Origin of the sequence: Maledivibacter sp. (assembly GCA_025210375.1) — a bacterium.
In the GTDB taxonomy this organism is placed as follows: Bacteria; Bacillota; Clostridia; order Peptostreptococcales; family Caminicellaceae; genus JAOASB01.
The window spans coordinates 74,594-95,285 of the sequence record JAOASB010000013.1; the positions used below are offsets into that span (position 1 = coordinate 74,594).

The 20,692-nt window shown below is 34.2% G+C and carries 10 protein-coding genes; all 10 read right to left on the reverse strand.

All coding sequences use genetic code 11. From position 1 onward, the window contains the following. Nucleotides 1-12 precede the first annotated feature (12 nt). The 10 genes from N4A68_04535 to N4A68_04580 all read right to left on the reverse strand — a co-directional run bounded on the left by N4A68_04535 (nt 13) and on the right by N4A68_04580 (nt 20,274). A complete protein-coding gene (locus tag N4A68_04535) occupies nt 13-840 on the reverse strand; it encodes a hypothetical protein (protein ID MCT4563567.1) in 828 nt (275 codons plus the stop codon). 13 nt (nt 841-853) lie between these two features. After that, the gene (locus N4A68_04540; protein MCT4563568.1) at nt 854-1,810 is read right to left on the reverse strand and encodes a DUF3991 domain-containing protein; all 957 of its coding nucleotides are present in this window, start codon (nt 1,808-1,810) and stop codon (nt 854-856) included. 11 nt (nt 1,811-1,821) lie between these two features. Continuing rightward, complete coding sequence (locus tag N4A68_04545) at nt 1,822-2,529, reverse strand: JAB domain-containing protein (protein MCT4563569.1); 708 nt, start codon at nt 2,527-2,529, stop codon at nt 1,822-1,824. After that, nucleotides 2,522-2,770: a hypothetical protein gene (locus N4A68_04550; protein MCT4563570.1), complete on the reverse strand. Its 249-nt coding sequence runs from the start codon at nt 2,768-2,770 to the stop codon at nt 2,522-2,524. The genes N4A68_04545 and N4A68_04550 overlap by 8 nt, the downstream gene beginning before the upstream one ends. A gap of 33 nt (nt 2,771-2,803) precedes the next feature. After that, nucleotides 2,804-10,039, reverse strand: coding sequence for a helicase-related protein (locus N4A68_04555; protein ID MCT4563571.1), 7,236 nt, complete (start codon nt 10,037-10,039; stop codon nt 2,804-2,806). 469 nt (nt 10,040-10,508) lie between these two features. Next, nucleotides 10,509-11,540: a ParB N-terminal domain-containing protein gene (locus tag N4A68_04560; GenBank protein ID MCT4563572.1), complete on the reverse strand. Its 1,032-nt coding sequence runs from the start codon at nt 11,538-11,540 to the stop codon at nt 10,509-10,511. Continuing rightward, on the reverse strand, nt 11,533-12,336 hold the full coding sequence (locus N4A68_04565; protein ID MCT4563573.1) for a ParA family protein: 804 nt from the start codon (nt 12,334-12,336) through the stop codon (nt 11,533-11,535). The genes N4A68_04560 and N4A68_04565 overlap by 8 nt, the downstream gene beginning before the upstream one ends. Nucleotides 12,337-12,673: 337 nt before the next feature. Further along, nucleotides 12,674-18,940, reverse strand: coding sequence for a hypothetical protein (locus tag N4A68_04570; protein MCT4563574.1), 6,267 nt, complete (start codon nt 18,938-18,940; stop codon nt 12,674-12,676). A gap of 168 nt (nt 18,941-19,108) precedes the next feature. Next, complete coding sequence (locus N4A68_04575) at nt 19,109-19,933, reverse strand: IS3 family transposase (GenBank protein ID MCT4563575.1); 825 nt, start codon at nt 19,931-19,933, stop codon at nt 19,109-19,111. A 47-nt stretch (nt 19,934-19,980) separates the two neighbouring features. Beyond that, nucleotides 19,981-20,274 carry a transposase gene (locus N4A68_04580; GenBank protein ID MCT4563576.1) on the reverse strand — a complete coding sequence of 98 codons (294 nt, stop codon included), beginning with the start codon at nt 20,272-20,274 and terminating at the stop codon, nt 19,981-19,983. Nucleotides 20,275-20,692: the final 418 nt, after the last annotated feature.

Below are 20,692 nucleotides of genomic sequence, written 5' to 3' on the forward strand. Positions count from 1 at the left end.
CATCACAATAATTTACATTTCTACGCCTTCCTCTTGTCCCGCAACATATTCTTCTGAAGGGTATTGTTGCATCATCGCTTGGTAGTGCTGTTTGTAAACCTCTTGGTTCTGACCTTCTGGTGTTTGTGGCTTTTCAGTTGTGCTAATTTCATCTGTTTCTTTATCGACACTCTTTTCAACAGGCTGACTATTTTCCTTTTCATCAGTTATTTTCTTGAAGAGGTTTTTTTTTAAGGATTCAATATTTTTTCTTGATATCTCTGCTTTGCCTTCTTCATAGACCTTTCTTATGCCTTCTATCTCCTTAGCTCCCCTAACTCTTCCATTATCTTGTTTGATACACTTAGTTAGTAAATCGAGGGGCAATTCATTCTCCAGTCCAATTCGTACCTCCCGCATTTGTTGTGGCGTTAGATAAGACTGATTGATAAGAAACTCTACTTGCTTTTTATTTAATCCAAGTTCAAAGCCTTTTCGTATTTCCATCATCTGCTCTGGCAATAAAGTTGGCTTAGCATACATCTCAACTTGAGCATTGCTAAGATTCCCCTCAAGCCCTAGACGAACCTCCTTCATTTGCATGTGGGTTAGTGTAGGCTTATTGGCATAAAGTGCAACTTGTAACTTGCTTAGTCCACTTTCCATGCCTGTTCTAATCTCTTTCATTTGCTTGTCATTTAAAATATCATGGGCATACATTTTAACCTGTGATGTGGCAAGTCCCGCCCTCAAGCCTTCCATGACTTCACCGTACTGAATTTTATTAAGTTCATTACATGCTAGTTCTTTTAAGCTCTTTCGATAACGTAACTTTTCCCATAAATCTTTTATAACACCCATCTTAGTCCTCCTTTCACATGGCGATTTCTTCGCCTTTTCCTTGTTCTAAATCTTGCTTCTTGTCAAGCACTTTATTTTTATGAAACTGTATTAAGTCTTCATTGAAATCCTTGTTCTCTGGAACATGTTTTGTGATATAAAATCTATCCCCGTAACGTTCTCTGATTTGTTGTGAAAAAAAATGACCCTCATCGTCATTGTCTAGACAGAGGATCATCTTCTTGATGTTTGGATATTTACTTGTGTAATAATCAATGGGCAGATAGGATGTACCACCCATTGATAGCATATGGTGTTTAATAGGGTTTACATTGTGAAGCTTTATTAAGCTTAAATAGCTCATTAAATCAATGGCACTTTCAAAAACAACAAGCGTATCATTACTGCCCTTTCTATGAAAGGGATATGTTTTATCTGAACCCCATAGGTCTTTCCTAAATCTTTTACTACCTGTTCCTCTAAGGCTAATAAATTGTGGCTGCTTTTCTTCATCATATCCTACAAAGACACAGTTTTTTCTTTCATCTTCATAAAGTTGCTTGTTCTTCACAAATTCTTGGACAACAGAACTATCTATCTTTCTTGTTTTAATGAGGTAGGCAAATATATGTTTATAGGTACTATTTTTCTTTGGTGGTATGAGTTCACCTTTTTCATCAATATCCTTTGGTGGTGGTTCAATAAAAGGTAGTTCATCATGGGTAATGCCTAATAGTTCTTTAACAGACTCTACCCATGTTTTGCCTTCAAGTTCCATGAGAAATTGTATTGCACCGCCACCTTTACCATGAGAAAACCAGTTCCACTTGCTACCATCTGCTTTGATGTATAGTCCGCCGTAATGTGGAATCTTGTACGATCTTGGCGTCACTTTTTTAATGTCATATCCTCTACTACTGGCTAGGGCAACAATGTTAATGCCACTGGCTTCTCTAATCTGTTCATCGGTAAATCGCTTTTCTTTATACATGGCTCACCACCTTACAGTTCCAACTCATCTTCATCATCTATTGTCACAAGGTTTTCTTCACAAACAGATTGAAGACGAATTGGCTCATAGCTTGATTTATTTAATACATGCTTTGGTAGACACCCTTGATTTGCCATTGATGCGTAATTGTTTCCACCAATAAGAATATGGTCGATGACCCTTATATCTAGCGGATCGAACACGTCAACGATTCTTTGAGTCACACTAATATCCTCACATGAGAATTTCAATGATGTACCTGGATGGTTATGAGATAAAATCATACCCGTACAATCATTAGTCACTGCAATTTTCAAAATATCCCTTGGCTTAACAATAGCCATATCAATAGTACCCTCTGAAACAATCCTTGTTTCTATGACACTGTTACTGTTATCTAAAAAAGCTACCATGAAATGCTCTCTATCCTTCATGCCTCGTAGTAGTGCTAAAAAATATGCACCTGCTTGGCTAGGTGTTGTGAACCTTATACGTTCTTGACTCTCTTGGAGTTTTAATGCTCCATAAGAAGCTATAAATTCATTGAGCATGTTAATCTTTTTAAGTTGTCTTTCACTTGGTTCAATAACCATTGGATGTTCAAGGATGTTAAAGGGATTATGCTCTTTAGAATAACGCTTAATCTTTGTAATAGAAATCCCTGTTAAATCCCTGAGACTCTTATAAAAAACTTCTGAACACTCTATTCTTTTAGCCACTTCCACCACCCTTTCCCTTTTGCTCAGTAACCATATTCAGTACAAATTCTTCTGCAATGTTTCTAAGGTCTGTTAGCTTTGTCATAACCGGTTCTGATAAATCGAAATGCTCTAAGCTCAGTAGAAATAATCGAATACCGATTAATGCCACAACATTTTTGATTATTTCTCTTTCTTGTGGTGATGGTTCAATTAAATAATCAATAGCATCCATCAAGGTTACTCTTTTATCATCCATCATCTTCATCGCTCCTTTCAATAATCTAGCCATCACCTACAATGCTTCACCATCGCTATATTGCTCTACTATCGAAGCTGCTTCCTTTACATCTTCATCACCTATAATCGTATCAGCTTCCTTATTCATATCCAATAAATGGTTCAATTCATTTTGACGTTTTAGTATGCGTTCCAGTGTTGATTGATGAGCAAATGGCTTTTCCCATTCTTCCTTTGCTTGATTCTTATTACGAGTCAATTCTTCAATGGTCATTTCATGCTTTTCGATTCTCTTTTCAAAAGCTTCAAGGGTATTTTCTAACTTAATCATGTTGCCGTGAGGACTATCAGAGAATCCAATGAAATAGGTCTTACTGCCATGTAAGGTCATACCTTGTTCCATATGAAAAGGACTCTTGGTAATAGATAACTCAAAGCCTTTTAGATTACCAACAGTACGAGTCTCACCATCTTTCATGCCATTAAGAAGTGCTAACATGTATGTACCTGCCTTTTCTCTTTCATGAAAGACTTTACCTTCAATGGTTACTTTGAACTCTGTGGATGTATCCATATCCCTTTTCTCAATATCCTTTACAATACATTCAATGGCTTCTTCATGTCTTTTGATTTCCTGTGGATACCGATAGAGAAACCGATCTTCAAGAGAATACTTGTTACTGTCATAAGCACCTTTTAAAAGGGTTAACCTAGAAACTTCATTATCCACTTCCATCTTTTCTTTAATCAAAGGATTACCTGTGGCAATGGCTTTTACCTCAGCATAAGACAATACGGTTTCATCAATATCCTCAGCACTTCTTGATACCGATTTAGAAGTCATAATCTGAGATATAAATCGCTGTTTATTCTCCACCAGTTGCCAGAGGTAAGAATCAAAAGTAGATTTGGTTACATACTTATAAATGTTTACTTCCTCATTTTCATTTCCCTGACGAATTATGCGACCTTCTCGTTGCTCTAAACTTGATGGTTTCCAAGGGCAATCAAGGTGGTGGAGAGCCACAAGCTTTGATTGAATGTTCGTTCCTGTTCCCATTTTAGGTGTTGAACCAATGATGATTCGCTTATTGCCACTACGCATGTCAGCAAATAGACTTTCTCTTTGGTGGTCACTCTTTGCATCATGTATAAAACAAATTTCCTCAGCAGGGACGCCTTTCTTAATCAGTTCTTCTTTTATATAGGGATATACTGAAAAACGCCCATCACTTGTGGGCGTTCCTGTATCAGAGAAGATAATCTGTGTTCCTTTTATTTCACTGCTCTCCATGTATTCTTGAAAAACAGCTTCTATACAACGATTAACTTTGGAATCAGGGTCATTTGGTGCTTCTGAATCAAGGGTTCTTGGATCAAGTCCTAGAAGCCTTGCTTCATTGGTCACCTTCAACATGTTATCTATTCTTGGGTCAGCACCGCCCCTTATATGTTCTGCCCGTTCTGCAAAGGATGCCATCATTTCATCAATGTAATCATTACTCTCAGCTACTATGACCTTGGACTTGCCACCCTTTAATTTAGGCACTGGAAGATTGAGCATATCTGCCGTCTGTATGTCCGCCACATTCTTAAACATGGTCATAAGTTCAGGTAGATTAGTAAACTTAGCAAATCGATTCTTAATGCGATAGCCAGTTCCTTCTGGGGCAAGTTCTAAAGCTGATACTACCTCTCCAAACTGTGCTGCCCAACTATCAAAATGCTTTAATCCTCGGCTTTCCAGTTCCTTATTTTGAAGGTAGCGTTGCATAACAAATAATTCTGTCATGGAGTTACTGATGGGCGTTCCTGTAGCAAATACAACACCTTTTTCACCGCCATTTACCTCTTGAATATATTGAGTCTTCATAAGCATATCACTAGCTTTCTTAGCTTTTGATTGTCCTACCCCACCTACATTACGCATCTTAGAAAAGACTGCACAATTCTTATAATAATGGGCTTCGTCCAAATAAATAGCGTCCACACCCAACTCCTCAAAATTAATCACATTATCCTTTGGAGTATCATGTAAACGCTTAAGTTCAACTTCTAACTTTTTCTTTTCTGCTTCCATCTGTTTTACTGACCAGTTCTGACCTTTTTCTGACTTGGACTGGTCAATACCATGAATCAGATCATTAATCTGTTTGTGTATCATATGTTCTTGTCGTTCGATGGATACGGGGATTCTCTCGAACTGGCTATGACCGATAACAATGGCATCATAACTGCCTGTAGCAATTCTTGATACAAACCGTTGCCTATTCTTCTTTTCAAAATCCTTCTTGGTGGTCACTAATACATTGGCATTGGGATAAAGCCTTAAAAACTCTGATCCAAAATCTTGTGTGATATGATTAGGCACTACGAAGATAGCTTTTTTAAGTATCCCCATACGTTTCTGTTCCATACAAGAGGCAATCATCTCAAAGGTCTTCCCTGCCCCTACCGTATGTGCCAGTAAGGTATTGCCACCATAAATGGTTCTCGCAATTGCATTGACTTGATGGGGTCTTAGTTTAATATCGGGATTCATTTCAGGGAAGGTTAAATGACTACCATCATATTCCCTTAATCTAATGTTATTAAAGTTTTGATTATAGAAATCCACATACTTCTTACGACGTTCAGGAGCTTTGAATATCCAATCTTTGAAAGCTTGCTTTACAAGACTTTGCTTTTCCCTTGCGAGCATAGTCTCTTTTTTATTTAAGACATATTTTACTTTGTCCCCTTCTTCTACTCTATCTTTCACCGTCACATTTTTAAGATTCAAGGTATCCTCAATAATATAATAGGCATTCATACGCCTTGTACCAAAGGTTTCTTTAGCAGATACAGAGTCTCCATCTAGCCCTTTACCATTGATGGTATAAGATGTGTTGTAATTGTTGTAGGATAGACAGATTTCATCCCTTGCACCTGATCTGTTCTTATAGTAATTGGGGGTTTTAAGCAGTTCATAGATAAACTGTTCATAGTCATGATTTTCAATCCATGTAGTGCCAAGTCTTACGTCAATTTCACTGGCATCTAGGTCTTTGGGTTGTACTTTCTCTAAAGCTGTTACATTGCCAGAAAACAACTCAGTATTTATCTCTGCATAGACTTTAGCAAATTTCAGTTTTTCTCTCACATTACCTGATAAGTATTCATCGTATGTTTCATAACCAACATAGGGACTGTTCTCATCGTATCGTACAGGATTTAAAAAGATTTCTCCATTAAGTTCATGAACAATGTCCTCAACATCTTCATCATAAAGTTCTGCCATATAGGGTAAATCAATTTCACCTTTTTCATTTAAGGATACTGACAAAGCATCTCTTGCCGTATCAACAGAAGTAATCTTCTGACTAGGCTTAATGGTTTGTTTGGTAAAGATATCTGCCTTGGTGATTTTTTTATCTTCATCCATAACCTCTAATGAACAAAGTAGAGGATAATCGTTGTCTTCTCTAAAGGCTTGCATATTCATTTTTGATGAGATTGCCTTATACTTTTTTACAAAAGCATCATACTTGGTATTAAGGATTTGTTGTTTCTCTTTTAGAGCATCAAGGGTGCAACCTTCTACTTGCATGTTGATAATATCCCTTGTAATCTCTCTTAGCTCAATCATACCTTTAATACGTTCTAGCTTCTTACCTGTGATATCTAACTTTCTCATATGGCTGTTTTCACGGTAATAGAGAATACTATCTAAGTAGGCATAGGTATAATTCTTTACATTAGGATTTGCAGGTATTAAACCGTCTTCCTCTTCATCTTCACCGACTTCTCTTACATAAGGCTTGATTGACCCCCTAATAGACCTAACAGCCCCATTTAATCCTTCTTCAAGGTTAAAGGTTTCATCCTGAATCATACAGGTGGTATAACGACTGTCTTCACCATACATCCTTGTATCAAAGACCATCTCACCTAAACACATATGAGGGTTGTCTAGGAAGTATTGATTCATAGGTACGCCATTTTCATTCTCTCCTACCTCAAGCCAACTTGGATTCTTTACCGATAACCGCTCACGCTTTTGCAAGAACAAAATATCTGTGGTTACATCTGTTCCAGCCACTTCTTTAAATGCTGTATTAGGTAAACGAATAGCTCCTAGTAGTTCTGCTCTTTCTGCAATATACTTTCTTACACGGTCATCTGCTTTATCGAGTGTCCCTTTAGATGTAACAAGAGCAATGATCCCATTTGGTCTGACTTTATCAAGGGTTTTGGCAATAAAATAATCGTGAATGAGAAAATTATGTTTGTTGTACTGCCTGTCATAGACCTTGTAATTTCCAAAGGGGATATTACCAATGGCTACATCAAAGAAATTATCTTTCATATTTGCCTTTTCATAACCATCAATTGTGATATTGGCATTTTGATAAAGTTGCTTCGCTATACGACCTGATAGATCATCTAGTTCCACCCCATAGAGTTTGGAATCTGTCATGTTATCAGGTAAATGGGAGAAGAAATTACCTATACCCATACTCGGTTCTAAAATGCTACCACCAGTAAAACCTAACTGATCCAAGACTTGAAACATGGTATTAATAACTACAGGAGATGTGTAATGGGCATTTGGTGTAGATTCTCTGGCACTACTGTACTCATCTGGAGACAACAACTGCTTTAATTCTTGGTATTCATTTGCCCATGAACTATTATGGCTATCAAAAGCACTGGCAAGTCCACCCCATCCACTGTATTTAGCTAAGATGCTTTGCTCCTCAGCAGTAGCAAGGCGATTTTCTTCTTCAATAACACGTAATGTCTTGATGGCTTCAATGTTCTGTTTATACTTGGTCTTTGCACCACCAATTCCGATACCATCTTCAGGTTTGTAACTGTAATTGATTTTGGCGATTATATTTTCTGTTTCTACGGCATCCTTAGTAGCATCTGTGAGTTCATCTTCCTTAACTACTTTGCCATCAAGATCATTTGATGATTCAATTGGTGAAGATGGCTCTTCATTATGTGGTTCAATAACATTTTCTATATCTGAATTCCTTTGAGCATCCGTTTTTGAAATTTCTACATCTTCACTGATTTCACTGTTCATTAGAAATGTATTATTATAAACCATTGTTTCAATATGCTTATAGGCTACTTCCCATAAATAACCGTAGGTGCTGTATGTGCCATTCTCAAGTTTAGCAAGCAAAAGATTATTGGCTGTAGTTTTGAACATATAGTTTTCATCTTCTAGCTCAAAAGTAATGTTTTTTTTCATGAGTATATCTTTTACGGACTGAACCTTTTCATCATCTGAATCGGTACTACTCAAAATATATTCTTGGATTCGTTCCTTCTCATCATTTAAATCAGGTACATGTTGTATCACTTTTAAATGCTCATTAGGATTACTTAGAAAACCAACATTCCCATGTGATTCTTTTTCTTCAATTACTTCATCCTCTGGTATATCATTAGTGGTAACTAAATCTGTTTCAGTGGCTTTATAATTCTTAGCACTCTCAATATCTTCACCCGTATTATAAGGCTCTTTTATTTCTCCTTCTGCTGCCATTACTTCAAAGAGTTCTTCCTGCCATAAACTTTCCTTACCATTACTATCAAAGGTAATACTTTCATTGTTGTAATCTAGTAAATGTGCTTCTACTGGCATATATCCTTGAGATTCAATATTGCCTAACCATGTGCTTAGAAAATCATTAAGCTTTTCACTTAACTGAGGTGACCATTTGTTATCTTCCAAATAGACTTCTTGATAAATCCCTAAACTATCTTGCTGAAAGGTTGCCGCCATAATGATTTCTCTTTCATGATCTATTATGAGTTCCATATTAGGGTCATACATCTGGTCACCGTTCTGGATAAAATAATGTCTCATAGCAATTCGATTATAATCTAGTCGCTCAATCGTTAAGTCCATATAACCCTTAGATTTCAATTTAAGAAAACTATAACGTCCGTTGATAATACCTGTAGCAAGAGTGCTTAAATGGTCATAGTTCTTCTGAGAAATTGCTTTTTCTTCATCTACATAATCAGTACTTTTCGTGGCAATAGATTTAGACTCTGCTTCTCTTATTTCATCTATTTCATCAGGAATATCATAATCACCAAGTACTATAGATTCTTGTTCATCATTAAGTGGAGATAGAATATCTCCAGTATCAGTTTTAACTTCTACATGACTTTCTTCTAGAATACGCTCTTGATTATATGCTTCGTCAAACAGAGTAGGCTGCCTTTCAGTTTTAGGAATAGGCGGTTCTTCACCTTTATATCGTGGTTTAAAGTAGTCACCACTTTTAATAAGCCTCTCAATTCCTTTAACAGCTTTTGACCACGTTATTTTGATTTTTCGTCCATCATTGAGTCGAAGTCTTATACTTTTACTGTCATGATCTTGGAAACCTATAGTCTCAAATTTCTGAACAGATGGATCATCGCTTATGTTATATGAAAGCGTTCCACCTCCTGTACCATATTCATTTTTAAGAAATTCAGCCTTTTCTTTTGCTGTGGCTTTACCCGCAAAGAAATCTACAATTCTCTGTTTACCATTTTGAAAACTGCTTCCTCGATTGAGTTCATAACGAATCAGTTCATCATCTGTAATATCAGCCAAAACAAAAGAGCCATCGTATGATGACTCCTTAGTTGGTGTTACCTCGCTTTGTAAATGATTTCGTGAAGGACTATTTCCTCTGCTGAGGTTCTTATCATCTCCCTGTGTTTGTAGCTCTCGTAAAAGTTCTGTGGGTTGGGAATGGGGTCGGTTTTCAACATTTGTTCCTGTAGCACTTCCATTCGCCCCTGTGCTTCCTCGTTGACTTTCTGCATGATTTCCATCAACGTCCCCTCTGCTCTTAGCAGGCTGTACCTGTGAGGATATTCTTCCTTCAGATAATTCATGGCTCTCATGCCGTACTGCCCTATTTCCTGATTGCTCCCCGCTACTTCTAGTACTGGTTCGAGAAAGCCCTGTGGATTCATTTTGTAATCCAGTTCGACTGGTTTCATGACTTGCACTCCTTTCTTTTTCGATAGCTTTTATTTCTTTTTCAATATCCCTTAGAATTGATTCCGATAGGTTACTAACCACACTCCCTAGCCTAAAGATAAAAGCCTTTGTATTAAAATAGCTAATTACCTTAAACTCAGGTTCTACTTCCATACCACATCGTATAGCTGTCATAAAGTAAATGCTTTCTGTAAGTGTTGCTCTAAATTGTTCTTTAACCTTTACTGGGTCAAAATTAGATAATGGACTATTTTCAACATCTCTTTCAAAGCCACGATAAATCATTTGCTCCCACTTATCCAGTTCCATTTCTGTGGCAAGTCTCAAATAATCAGCTACTGTATCAATAGGATACTCTTTTTTTAGCAGATTCAGAAGAAGTGGTGTTTTTTCTTTATCCAGTTGCCAGAAAACAGGATGACTAAAACGATTTTCAACCCTCACTGTTGTATCTTTGATGTCAAAATAATTCTTTAAAGTTGGAACGCTTTTGCTATTATCAAAGACAGCTATGGACTTTGCACCCTTCTTAATCCAACGCCCTACTTTCTGATTCCATGTTTTCATATCGGCAACGAAAGTAGCATCAGGTCTTTGAGCATAGATAAGAACTGCATCATCAAAGGTATGTTTGTACACTCTAGCATGGAAGGTTAAGAACTGCATCCATTCTTGACGGTCTTTCACAATCTCAGAAAGGGTATAGTCATAAATATCCTTTACCTTGTCATATCGCTTCAAGTCGTCTCTCCTTTCATAGCTCCATTTCTTCACCATTTGTATTGGCTTCAACTACTTCTGCCACCTTCAATGATTCATAATACATAGCTAATGCCTTATCAATGATGCTTATAACTTCTGATTCCTCTTGGTCAGGCTTAAAATGTTTGACAAACACCTTCCCCCAATACTTAGGTGGCTTAGGTTTCTCAGCCTTTTCTTTCTTTTCGCCTCTAATAATGGCACTAGCTGAATCAAAGGTCAGTGGTGCTTTCTTATCAGCTCCACGTAAGTCCCTTGCCCTTTTCATATCAATCTTGAAGTTTTCTTCTGTAACAATAGCATGGACAATATCGAGACTTTCTTCTCTTAAATAAGAGAGATCAACACCTGCTCTGATAGCAATTTTTCCTTCGTCTACTAATTCCTTAAATTCTTCGGGGAGTTTAGATATACGAAGATAACGAGCTACAGAATTTTTTGAGAGATTATATTCTTTGCCTACTTGCCCCATACTTGTCTCGAACTTCTTCCCCACTGGGGAAGAAGTTGACTCATCAATATTGGGTGATTTAGATAACCTTTCAATTTCTTCTAGTAAATCTGTTCTAAATCCCTGCTTCTTCATAGCATCATGCCTTACAGATACAACCGTTGCTCTCTCAGAATGAGGTAAATCGCCAAAAGAACGTTGCATCGTATTGGTCTCTGTTACAATCAATAAAGCTTCTTCTTCTGTTAATCCTTCCTTCACAACAGCAGGTATCTCTTTTAAGCCAAGTATCTTACACGCTTCTACTCTATTATGCCCACTTAGAATTTCAAACTTAAGTCGTTTTTTCCTTACAACAATCGGCACTATCACACCAAATTGCCTGATACTCTCAACCATTTCATTAAGCCGTTCCCCTTCATACAATTTGAAGGGGTGGTTCTTAAATGGCACTAACTGCTCTATCTTAATGATATCCTGATTAGGTGTTTCTTTATTTTCTACATCGGGATCATAATCTTCTCCGAATATCGCCATAAATGGCTGAACCTTTTTTACTTCACCTTTACTCAAATGACATCACCTCTTTTTTCAGCAACTCTCTTGTGAATCTTTCGTAAGCAATTGCCGCTTTATTCGTAGGCATATAGTCAATGATACTCTTACTTCTTGCGTTGGCTTCACCAACCTTTACCGACTTAGGTATCTTGGTTCTAAATACCTTGATATGCTCTCCATAAGAAGCTTCAATCATTTCTAGCATTTCTTGTGCAAGATTGGTTCGTTCATCAAACATGGTCAGTAGAATACCCTCAAAATCAATCTTCTTATTGATACGTTTCTTGATTTTAAATATGGTTTTTAGAAGTAACTCAAGACCCTTAGCTGATAGATATTCAGGTGTGGCAGGAATCAATACGCTATCACTACTGGCTAGTACATTAAGTGTCATAAGTCCAAGAGAAGGCATGGCATCAAGTAGCACATAATCATAATCCTCTTTGATTTCATCAATAATGGCTTTAAGAATATACTCTCTACTCATAGCTGACACCAACTTGATTTCAATATCCGATAGTAGGATACTGGCAGGTAGCACATCTACCCCTTCCCTATTAATAATGTACTCTTCCTTCTCAGGCAAATCCTCATCCATAATAATGCGTTCCATTAAATGATAAAGGGTCACATCCAACTTATCAGGACTTTCAATACCAAAACAATCTGTCAAATTCGCTTGGTTATCACAATCCACCACCAACACCTTGTAACCCATATATTTTAAAATCGTAGCTACGTTTCTACACGTTGTACTTTTTGCAGTGCCACCTTTTTGACTTGCTACAGCTATCACTTTACTCATCTTCATATCTCCCTTCGATTTTGATATTTTTTCTGCAAAAACAAAAGAGATAGGTATCTGATTATTAATCAAATCCTATCTCTTTTGCTCTCTCTCATAAAGTCCTCTGAATCAGAGGTACTGTACGTTGACATGTCTATATTGAGTTAAGTGCGCACTGCAATGATAATTTCAAGTTCTCCAACGGGTATTTTATTCCTAAAATCACGTCCATCTTTAATAAACTTAAAATCACTCGTAGCCCTTGTAAATACAGCTATTTCGCTGATTCTTTCCTTTGTATGATGGTGTCAAGTTAGGACAACAAAACCATACAGCTTTTTTTACAGGATATTTTATAATGCTAAATCTTAATTTCTATCTCTTTAAGTACCTTCTGCAATTTATTATCAAGTATGATAATCCTACGTCTTTCTGCTTCTTCAGCTTTGTCATCATATTTGTCATAGGCATCTGAATATCTTATATTCATTTGTGCAATTACTACAGTATTAGGCTTTGATTTTAAGTAAGAAAGAAATTCCCCTTCTTTAATAAATAACATATTACCCTTTGAAATTAAATTATACATTCTATCATCATTGGAGTATGACCAATACTGAGTTTTTATTGGATAACTATTATTTTTTGTAATACAATAATCCGCAGGTGATGTGCCATCAATTTTTAAAAAATGCTCAATATCTTTACTTGGTTTTAGAAGGCTATAATTCATTTCATTTGTATACGGATCAAAGGTTTCAAAGCTACTATCCTTTCCATAATACTCACCTGTTACATCCTCAATAAATCTATCATCACATCTATGATCCTCATCACTTATAAAACTCCATTCAATCCAATAGTTTAACATTCGGACTTGTTCAAGAAGCTTATTTAAAAACTTCTTATCCATTATTCCAATAGACATACTATAGGCTTTTCGGCTCTTTTTATATTCTATAGAGCTATTATTATAAAGAATAAAATATTTCTGCTTTTCATGTACATGCCAAAAAGATTTATGAAATATACCATCATCAATTACATACTTCGCATCTTGAACATACCTCTTCATATCTAAGAATATTTCTTTTTTTGGAGGCAATGATTTAAGGTCGGAAACCCAGCTTCCTTGTATATTTGTTAACCAACTTTGTATCCACCCTTCAAATGTATAAATTGGGTTTTCGTCATTTGAAATAGACTGGGTTTTCCTATATTCATCAGCTATATAATACATTGCATTGTATTGTACATATTTTGATAAATCTTCTACAGATGTACCTAATCCATATGAATTCTTACTATATTCGCTGGTTTTATATTGTTCATTCCATTGAGCTACTGTATCATTTGTAATCCCCCATGAAGAAATTATTTTATCACAATCTTCCATAACTTTTCCTTCTGATTTTTGGAATATTTGTCCCAAATAATAATATACTTTAGGTACTATATCCAAGGTATCGAAATGAAATTCTACACTTTTCTTTTCTTTATTATATAGCTTTCTTGGTTGATATTTTACAATTTTTTTACTAACCACATCACATGATATTTCAACTTTTTTTGAGGGTCTAATGATCATTATAATCTCTTTAGCTAATTGTCTCTGTAAGATATTAATAGTTTTATTCGTTAATGCTATATGCTCTAAAACAGGTAGATATTTTATTACTATTAAAACATCTTCTTCAACTATTTTTCTTAAGGCAACTAGTAAATAAATAATTGCACTATCTTTATAATAAACATATTGTTTGTCCTTATATAACTCTGGTATATTATCATCAAAAATTAATTCTATAATCTTATCTATTATTTGTCCTTCTTTTAGCTTGTACAAGCTATAGATTGCATGCATAGCATACCAGCGCTTCTCTTTTTCTACATGGCCTAACATCTTAATTAAATAAATTGCTAAGCTTTCTTCTATTGAAAATATGTTTCTTTTACTTGCCTTATAAACTTCATCGCCAGAAGCAGGATGTACATTTGTGATTTCTTCCGCACAACACCACTCTAATAATTGGCTACAATTTTCACAATCATCTATTGAAGATAAGCTTTCAATATATGAAAAGATTCTCCATGGCTCATAACATAAATAGGAAGAAGCATTCTTAACCATTTTTGACAAAATAGTATCATTATCAATCAAGAACATTCTAGATATATGATGTAAGTTCTTTTCTTTAAAAGACTCGGTCTTCTGGCTATATAGCTCTAAAATCTCATCTAGTTTTCTCTTATCTTCACGCCAATCCATTATCCTCGGATTATATTCCCCCCACTCATTTAAGTAATCTATAAGAATCTCAAAGCACTCATCATTTTCCCAGCAAGATGTTGTAGTATACATAATATCAAGTAATAATTCTATAACGCTTAGTTGATTTTCATAGGCTGTATTCTCAAATACGAACTCTACTAATTTTCCACGGTCTTTATAATACATAGAATCCATTGTAGAGATTAATGATTTTTTATTTTGCTTAATTGTATTCTTATCTACATTATCCCAGCATAGTTTCTCGTTTACATATGATTCTAATTCTGTATTTCTAAATTTTTTTTCAATAAAACAATATTCATCATTTAACTTTTTTATACAGTCAATCGAATCGTCATACTTATCCTTACTCCATTCGTAAATTTTTTCTATGATATGTCCATTTTCAAAACCACCAGACAACTTTTCAATATCATATGATATAACTTGGATAATTCTTTCAGTTTTTTTTATACTCTCTCCTCTGAGTCTTGCTAGAATAATATTTACAATATTGTTATATGATTCTCCATACTTAATATCTATGTTTGATAGTGCTGTTGCTGTTTCTACTGAAATTTTATGGTCTTGCAATAATTGTTCGATAATGTAGGGTATTGAAATTTCAAAACCTAGTGCTACATAATCATCATCTCTATCTTCTAGTCTACATGCAGCAGCAATTGCAGATGATGGGTGTACTTTTGTTAATAGTTTATAAATATTTGATTTAGGAAGATGTTTGTTATCGTCTAATCTTTTATAACTGTCTTCTATAATTCGCACAAAATTATAAACAAGTTCAGATGATTTATTATCTGCTCTATAGTTTTCAGACAACTGCTTGAATAAGTCTATTCTTCTATATGCCTCTTCATCAACGCCAGTTGTAGCATTAATTGCCTTAAGAAAATAATCATATGCTAGTCTTCTATCAATTAATATTGCTTTATTTGAGCAATCCAAATAAAACTTCTTCAAATCATATGCTGATTGGGGATACTTATTCATTTTTGCATCAAGTTCTTTTAGATACCACGCTGCTAAATCTATATATTTTTTATCTTTTATAATATCACCAATAATCTTAAAGTGAAAATTATTATCAAGGTATCTATTATCTTGAAAGACCTTACAAAATTTTTTCAAGGTATTTTTATCTCGACTAAGCAACATGCAGAATATATTTCTTGTTATAATTCTATAATAATCATAAGAATTATGATCGTTGTAAAATTGATAGCTTCCCCTTTCACAATTAGACCATTCTTTATTAAAATCATCCATATTTAGTCTTGGTGTATTATTACTATCTATCATCTTTAATCTAATAAAAAATGAATTAATTATAAAATCCAGAATTTTTTTTAGTTCATTCCGTCTTTCTCTTATCTCACTTTCAGTGTATCTTTCATACCTTTGAGAATCCGGTGACCAAAAATCATCAAAGCAATATTCTTCACCTTTTAAGTATTTCTTGAGAGCATAAAATCTAAATGCATACTCCTTAGGCAATTCTCCATTCATTTCATAAAATGATATATATGAATAATCTATTGCTACTTCAGTGTTATCAGCTATATTCGTTGCTTCTTTAATTCTTCTTCTCTTCAATAACATTTCCATTAGATTAATTCTATACTTTAGCCCTGTAACATTTATTTGTTTTTCTTTTTCTATATGTTTAATGAGCCTTTCACCAATTGTCCAAAACTCATCTTTTATAGAATAATTTAATTCTACGAAGGCAACAGCACATGCTGCAAACATATCTATATCATCGGAGTAACCAATTATTAACTCTGCTTTCTCTATGAATCCATGTAATAATAAACTATAGGTGACATCGTAATATCCCTGTGAGGGATATGGACTCCATCTATGTAACCACTTTACAGCATCTTTAGCACCATATCTCATCGCTATATATATAGCCAATCTAGATATATCTATTTTTTCAACTCTATGATTTAAATTTCTATCAGTATCTTTCTCTTCTTTATACTGGTTTATTTTTATTAGAGAAGACTTAAAAAATTGATCTGCTAGTTTATAGTCTTCAAGTAGTGAATTTGTATATGTTTGTAACGTTAGTTCACTCAAAGAATGAAATTCTGATTTGACTAGGATATACCGGTCAATGGTACTTTCAAATCCTAACTTCTTTGCCAACCCCATATTTTCTAATATAATTTCTTTTACTCCAGCATCAGTAGCTTTACACTTTGTCTGTATGTATAATAATTTGTATGCATCTAACCTATACTTTTCATTACAGATTTCATCTATTGAAAAAGCACTTTTTATCCTTTTAGATATAATTTCATTTTTTTCATCTTCAATTAACGGAATACTAATGTTTTTAGTTGTATAAATAGAACTTAAAATCTCATCTAGTTTTTTTGCTTTTTCCAAAAATATATGTAAATATTTTATAGAATAATAATCATCAAGACGTCTATTGTATAGGGTTTCTGCAATCTTCATAATTGCTGACTCGCTACTTTTAGCAGTAGTTCTTAAATACTCCTCAAAGTCTTCATCTCTAAAAGTTATGATACCATTGCCAAAGTAAACACCTATTAAATATTCTGAGCAGGCACTCGCTAGTTTTTCAGTATTATAATCAGTTGAACTTGTAATAATATCAACAGGAATTGGTCTGGGTAATTCGACTAATGCTCTACATAGTTCTTCGAAAGATATCATTTCTGAAGATATTCTACTATCTACTTTCCTTATTGCATCTTCAAATATTCCTTTTAAGTTCTTTCCATTTGGATTGAGATATTCTAAAGCTTCCCCAATATTATGAGATATCTTAGAAAAAACATAATACTGAACTCTTGGATTGCCATTAGTAAGTTGTCTTATCTCTTCACTTTGAATATCTGATACATTTTTATAAAACATATCTATATAATTACGTTGCTCCTTTTTACTAAATCCTTTCAACTCAATCTGAACCGTTCCATAGGGCAATTCAAATTTATTTAATCGCTCTGTTCTTGATGTGACTAGAATAGCAACGTTTTCTGGTAATGTAATTTTCATGAGTTTATCTGCAAAACACCTATCCCCCAGCACTTCTGATGCTGAATAACTATTGTCCACTGCATCCAATATAACTAAAATAACCGCATTCTGATTTATTTTCTTTACATAATCAGATGCTTGGTAAAGTCTGGTTGATAAGCTTTTCAGATATTCACTTTCCTCCAAATTTGTTCTAACTAGAAAAGGTGTATAGCATTTCAGTGCTAATTCATTACTCAATTGTATAATTGCATTTTTATATGTATGCAATGGTGTTGATGGATCTAAATATGAGCCACCACCAAAACAATCATACAATAATACTTCGGAACCACTCGGTAGACTATTCTCTAAATCAGATATTACACTTGTTTTTCCTATTCCACCAGTTGCATGTAAACAAATATGTTGCATTCTATTAATAACTATCTCCTTAACAATATCAGCACTCACATCTCGTTTAACATATTGTTGTGGTTTTATTATTTGTGAACTTGCTGGAAACAAACTATCAGGTATTGTATTAAAGAAACTTGCCACGATATTTTTATCAATTGGTTCCGCCTCATTTTCTTCAGGTGACATTTGCTTTCTTATAAACTGAATCAATTTATCATAATTTGCTTTCAAATCTAATATACCCAATTTGGCTAAAGAAGTGATTACCTCTGATTCCTGTATATCCCTTATTCCTGTACCACATTCACTGAAATCAATACTTTTTATAAACCCTATAAATTCAGCACTGCTTAATTTCGTGTTTTCATAAAACAATTTTAGATGCTGGTGATCTTTTTGGGGAATTAGTCTCTTTAACTCAATATACTTTGTACAGTTACTTTCTTCTATTGTTTCATGGTATTTATTTAATTGATTTTTAAATTTTTCATCTATTTCCCTATTAGTTACTAGTTTTAATTGCAATTTCTCTATATCTTTGGGGTATTTTTTTAAAAAGCCTTTATAGGTTTGAGCTAATCGTTGAATTATTGAGTTGTCTTTTTTACTATTAGTAGTTGCTGATAGAGAAGAAAATGTCCAAGGCAAATCTCCATGACGAGTACTATATTTTAACTGCGAAAATATTACTTTTGTAGCATCTTTATACTTTCGACCTCCAAAATACTCCGCTACATCTATTGATAGTAATGCATTTCCATCATCTTCAAATACTATACTATCTTCAATATTTGGTCCCTCAACACATAATGCCTCAAAATCTGTATGAGGTTCTAATAGTTTTAATGCTTTCTTCGCAGACCAAATAAAATGAAAATCGTCTCCTGCATTTGACTCTCTTGCCCCTGTCATTTCCTTCATAATAAATCCACCTCTATATTCTATATAATTACAATAAATTTACCAGTATCACTAACCCCTATAATTTACTATTTACTTCTCTTCTAATGAACTTATCAAGTCTTTATAATAATGGTCTTCTGTCAAGAAAAAGGACAAGTTAAATATGTATAAATTCTTAGTTTTAAGTTAACCTGCAAAGCTAGCTTCAAAATCATGAGGTGATTGCATGTTACAACAACTATGAATTCTTGTTGTATTATAAAACGTTTCGATATATTCGAAAACTAGCTCGTGGGCATGCTTAAGATGCTTAATCACAAAGCGATTAAGCCATTCTCGTTTTATAAGTGCATGAAATGATTCAATACACGCATTGTCCCAAGGTGTACCTTTGGCTGAATAACTTCGAATGAAGTCTTTGGCTGGCATTTCAGCGATATACGCTTTTGAAACATATTGGCAGCCGCGATCACTGTGTATAATAATCGGATGGTTTGTCTGTCGATTTTTCTTGGCCTTTTGAATAGCTTTAATGACACCTTGTGTTGATAAACTATCTGATAAGTGCCACCCTATAATTTTCCGTGAAAATAAGTCCATTACAGAAGTTAAATACATAAAACCAGAAAGTGTATGGATATATGTTATATCAGTAACCCATACTGCATTTGGTTTATCAGGCGTAAAATGCCTTGCTAAAACATTCTTTAGCTTTATATCGAAGTCTGGATCGATTGTAGTCTTTACATAAGGACGAACCCATATGGCTCTGATTCCTAGTTCTTTCATGTAAGTACTTACAGTTCTTTCTGCAATTACATGGCCTCTAGAACAAAGAATTGAAGCGATTTTTGGTGCTCCATATATTTGTTTAGATTCATTATATATTTCGGTTATTTCATCAGAAACTTCTTGTTTACGTATTTCTTGATTAGATGGTGTTCTTTTAAGCCAACTGTAGTATCCGGATGTTGAAACGCCTACAAGTGTAAGCACACTGTTAACTGAAATCTTGCGTTCCTTGCTAGTCTCGTGCGTCTAACTATATAATGTTTGAGTTAATCGTTCAGTATGCTTATGGCCTTTTTTAAGATTTCTAATGCGTCTTGTGAATCACGTAGTTCTTTTTTTAATTTAGCAATTTCTTTTTCGGCATCAGAACTGTAATTCCCTGATCCACGATGTTCTACCTGACCATCATTGTGCTTAGCACTTGTAATCCACTTACTTAGTGTTGATTGGCCTATTTTCAGGTCGGTTGCTACAACTTTTACTGATTTTCCTGATGAATAATAATAATTTACTGCATCTTGCTTAAATTCTGCTGAATATGACTTTTGTTTTCTTCCCATAAATAGATTCTCCTTTGACTAATTCTATTGTAACTTAGTTTTAAGATTTACTCTATTTAAGTTGTCCTATTTATATTCTAGCTCCATAATATTTTTTATAGTTATAAAGTCAATTTATAATTCATTAGTATATATGTAATATTATCCAATTTATTATACGCCTTTTCAATACCAAAAACAAAACATTAAATGATTGTTTTAATTTAGTGAGTCGATTTACCTCAGTATCATCTAGATAACTTCATCTGTTATGTTAATGATAAAATCTTAATTTAAATCTATACCACTTTTTTGTTTTTCCAGAATTATCAATATATATATATTACTAATTCCATTATTTCTTCATCATATAGCAAAAGCTTATTCTATAAATCAAATATAGTTGTAATTACCCACATGCTAAGTTTTCATTAACTTT